Origin of the sequence: Kineococcus indalonis (assembly GCF_009906395.1) — a bacterium.
GTDB classification, from domain to species: Bacteria; Actinomycetota; Actinomycetes; order Actinomycetales; family Kineococcaceae; genus Kineococcus; species Kineococcus indalonis.
In genome coordinates this window covers 1-3594 of sequence record NZ_JAAALM010000423.1, presented here as the reverse complement: position 1 = coordinate 3594, position 3594 = coordinate 1, and the positions used below count along the sequence as shown (strand labels likewise).

General features: G+C 75.8%; 4 protein-coding genes and 1 pseudogene. All 5 read right to left on the bottom strand.

The window, feature by feature from the left end; all coding sequences use genetic code 11:
• A partial coding sequence (locus GTR00_RS16825) for a histone-like nucleoid-structuring protein Lsr2 (protein WP_166612736.1) occupies positions 1-372 on the bottom strand: 372 nt, incomplete at its 3' end.
• 109 nt (positions 373-481) lie between these two features.
• Complete coding sequence (locus tag GTR00_RS16820) at positions 482-646, bottom strand: hypothetical protein (protein WP_166612735.1); 165 nt, start codon at positions 644-646, stop codon at positions 482-484.
• Between the two features lie 64 nt (positions 647-710).
• Positions 711-2213 carry a lysine--tRNA ligase gene (gene lysS, locus GTR00_RS16815; RefSeq protein ID WP_166612737.1) on the bottom strand — a complete coding sequence of 501 codons (1503 nt, stop codon included), beginning with the start codon at positions 2211-2213 and terminating at the stop codon, positions 711-713.
• A gap of 93 nt (positions 2214-2306) precedes the next feature.
• Positions 2307-3164, bottom strand: coding sequence for a pantoate--beta-alanine ligase (gene panC, locus GTR00_RS16810; RefSeq protein ID WP_166612734.1), 858 nt, complete (start codon positions 3162-3164; stop codon positions 2307-2309).
• A pseudogene (locus GTR00_RS16805) lies at positions 3157-3594 on the bottom strand (hypothetical protein); the annotation flags it as partial. The gene panC and the pseudogene GTR00_RS16805, both read right to left, overlap by 8 nt.

The following is a 3594-nucleotide window of genomic DNA, read 5'->3' as shown; positions in this document are numbered from 1 at the left end:
CTCCTGGTGGGCGTCGTCGTAGGCCTGCAGCACGTCGGCGGAGATGCGGCCGCGGTCGGAGACGGTGTAGCCGTTCTCCTTCGCCCAGGTGCGCACGGCACCGGTGTCGCGGGAGGGGCCGGAGGGGGCGGCGGACGAGGAGCGGGCCTGCCCGCGCTCGCGCGGGGCCGAGCGGCGCGAGCCGCCCGTGGAGCGGCCGCTGACCTTGCGGGCGTGGCCCACCCAGGTCGCCATGGCCTCGCGCAGGGCGCCGGCGTGCTCCTCGGACAGGTCGATCTCGTAGTCCACGCCGTCCAGCGAGAACGTCACGGTCTCCGCGGCGTCCCCGCCGTCGATGTCGTCGACGAGCAGGACCTGGACCTTCTGAGCCATCGCAGGGAGCACCCTTTCGGGATCGAATCCGGGGCGCTCGCGGGAATGCGGCCGCCGACGGCAGTGTGGTGCCTTTCCCGCATTCTTGTCAAAAAGGGCTTCAAGGCCCTCAGGAAGGAGCGCCGTCGTGCGGGGCCTTTTCCTGCTCGTGCTCGGCGCGGGCCCGCGCGGCCGCGGCGCGCTCGCGGCGGTCCGCGTGCAGGATCGAGCGCATCAGCAGCAGGAAGAGCACCAGCAGCCCGGCGGGCGGCAGCAGCGCGGCGAGGACGTCCACGGGGCCAGCGTACGTCCGCCGCCCGGGCGCCCCGGCGGGGCGCCCGGGCGGGCCGGCGACGGGCTCAGCGCGGCTTGACCAGCGGGAAGGTGATGGTCTCGCGGATCCCGAGGCCGGTCAGGGCCATCAGCAGGCGGTCGATGCCCATGCCCATGCCGCCGCAGGGCGGCATCCCGTGCTCCTGGGCGCGCAGGAAGTCCTCGTCGACGCGCATGGCCTCGTCGTCGCCCAGGGCGGCCAGGCGCGCCTGCTCGGTGAAGCGGTGGCGCTGGACGACGGGGTCGACGAGCTCGGAGTAGCCGGTGGCCAGCTCGAACCCGCGCACGTACAGGTCCCACTTCTCCACCACGCCCGGCAGCTCGCGGTGCGCGCGCACCAGCGGGGAGGTTTCGACGGGGAAGTCGCGCACGAACGTCGGGGATTCCAGGGAATCGGCGATCCGGTGTTCCCAGAGCTCCTCGACGAGCTTTCCGTGGGTCCAGCGGACGGTGTCCACGGCGATTCCCAGGCGTTCGGCCACCACGAGGAGGTGCTCGCGGGGGGTCTGCGGGGTGATCTCCTCCCCCAGCGAGGCCGACAGCGAGGGGTACATCGAGATCGAGGTCCACTCGCCGCTCAGGTCGTACTCCCCGCCGTCGGCCAGGGTGACGACCTGGGTGCCGAACGCCTCCTGCGCGGCGGTCTGCACAAGGGTGCGGGTCAGCTCGCCGATGGAGTCGTAGTCGCCCCACGCCTGGTACGCCTCGAGCATCGCGAACTCCGGGGAGTGCGTGGAGTCCGCGCCCTCGTTGCGGAAGTTGCGGTTGATCTCGAAGACCCGCTCGATGCCGCCGACGACGCAGCGCTTGAGGAACAGCTCCGGGGCGATGCGCAGGAACAGGTCGGTGTCGAAGGCGTTGGAGCGGGTGACGAACGGGCGGGCGCTGGCGCCGCCGTGCTGGGTCTGCAGCATCGGGGTCTCCACCTCGAGGAACCCGCGGTCCTCCAGGGTGCGGCGCAGCGAGCGCACCACGGCCGAGCGGGCGCGCACGTTGGTGCGGGCCTGCTCGCGCACGATCAGGTCGACGTAGCGCTGCCGGACGCGGGTCTCCTCGGACAGCTCCTTGTGCAGCACCGGCAGCGGGCGCAGCGCCTTGGCGGCCATCGCCCACGCCTCCGCCATCACCGACAGCTCACCGCGCTTGGAGGAGATCACCCGCCCGCGCACGAACACCACGTCGCCGAGGTCGACGTCGGACTTCCAGGCGGCCAGCGCCTGCTCGCCCACGCCGTCGCGGGAGAGCATGGCCTGCAGCCGGGTGCCGTCACCCTCCTGCAGGGTGGCGAACACCAGCTTGCCGGTGCCGCGCAGGAACACCACGCGCCCGGTCACGCCCACGACGTCGTCGGTCTCCTCGCCGGGCTGCAGGTGCGCCCAGCCCTCGCGCACCTGCGCCAGGGAGTGGGTGCGCGGCACCGAGACCGGGTAGGCCTCCCCGCCGGCGGCGAGGATGCGGTCGCGCTTCTCCCGGCGGACCCGCACCTGCTCGGGCAGGTCCTCGAACTCCTCGCCCTCGGCCGCGTCCACCCGTCCCACCTGCTGCGCCTGCGCCTCGCTCACCGCTCCAGGCTATCCGCGCGCGGGCACCGCCCCGGACGCGCGCACGCCCGCGGGGCCCGCTCAGCCGCCGGCGCGGCCGACGACGAGCGGGACGTTGTCGATCAGGCGGGTGGGGCCCACGCGCGCGGCCACCGCCAGCAGCGCCTCGCCGCGGTGGTGCTCGGGCACGTCGGCCAGGTCGTGCGGGTCCACCAGCGCCAGGTAGTCCACGCGGGCGGCGGGCTCGGCGACGAGCACGTCGCGCGCGGCGCGGCGCACCGCGCTGGGGCCCTCCGCGGCGGCGGCCGCGCCGGCGGCCAGGGCGCGGTGCAGCACCAGGGCGACCTCCCGGTCGAACGGGCTGAGGTAGCGGTTGCGGCTGGACATCGCCAGGCCGTCCGGTTCGCGCACGGTGGGCACGGCCACGACCTCCGCGCCCAGGTCGAGGTCGCGGACCATGCGCCGCACCAGCAGCAGCTGCTGGGCGTCCTTCTGCCCGAAGAACGCCAGGTCGGCGCGCGTCAGGTGCAGCAGCTTGGCCACGACGGTGAGCACGCCGTCGAAGTGGCCGGGGCGGCTGGCGCCCTCCAGCACCGCGCCCAGCGGGCCGGCGCTGACCCGCACGCCGGGGTCGCCGTCGGGGTAGACGACGTCGGGGCCGGGGGCGAACACCAGGTCCGCGCCGTGCTCGGCGGCCAGGCGCAGGTCGTCGTCGAGGGTGCGCGGGTAGCGCGCCAGGTCCTCGCCCGGCCCGAACTGCAGCGGGTTCAGGAACACCGTCACCACGACGGAGGCGGCGCGCTCGCGCGCCGCGGCGATCAGGCGGGCGTGCCCGGCGTGCAGCGCGCCCATCGTCATGACGACCGCGACCGGTCCCTCCAGGCGCGCCCTGGCGGCGCTCAGCTCCGCCCGCGTGCGCGCGACGACCAGTTCACCCACGGTGCTGCTGCTCCTCCCCGCCCCGGGCGCCCTCGGCCCGGGAGTCCTCCACCGCGGCGCGCACGGCGCCGGCGGCCGCGGCGTCCAGCCGCCCGGCGGGCACCCCGTGCGGCAGCAGCGCCAGGGCGTCGCCGCCGTCGGCGGCCACCTGCACCAGCAGCTCGCCGTACGCGCCGGCGGCGGCGTCCAGCACCGCGCCCGCGGCCGGCCCCGGCACCACCCGGCGCCGGTCCGGGCCCAGCGGCAGCGTCGCCACCAGCACCGCCGGCCAGGGCAGCTCCTCGTCGGTGGGGGTGGGCGCGCACAGCACGCCCGGCCCGGCGGGCCCCGCCGCCGCGACCCCCGGCACGTCGAACCCGAGCGGGTCGGGACCGAGCGGGCCGAACCGGAGCGCGTCGGAGCCGAGCGGGCCGGACCCGGCGGGGGAGGC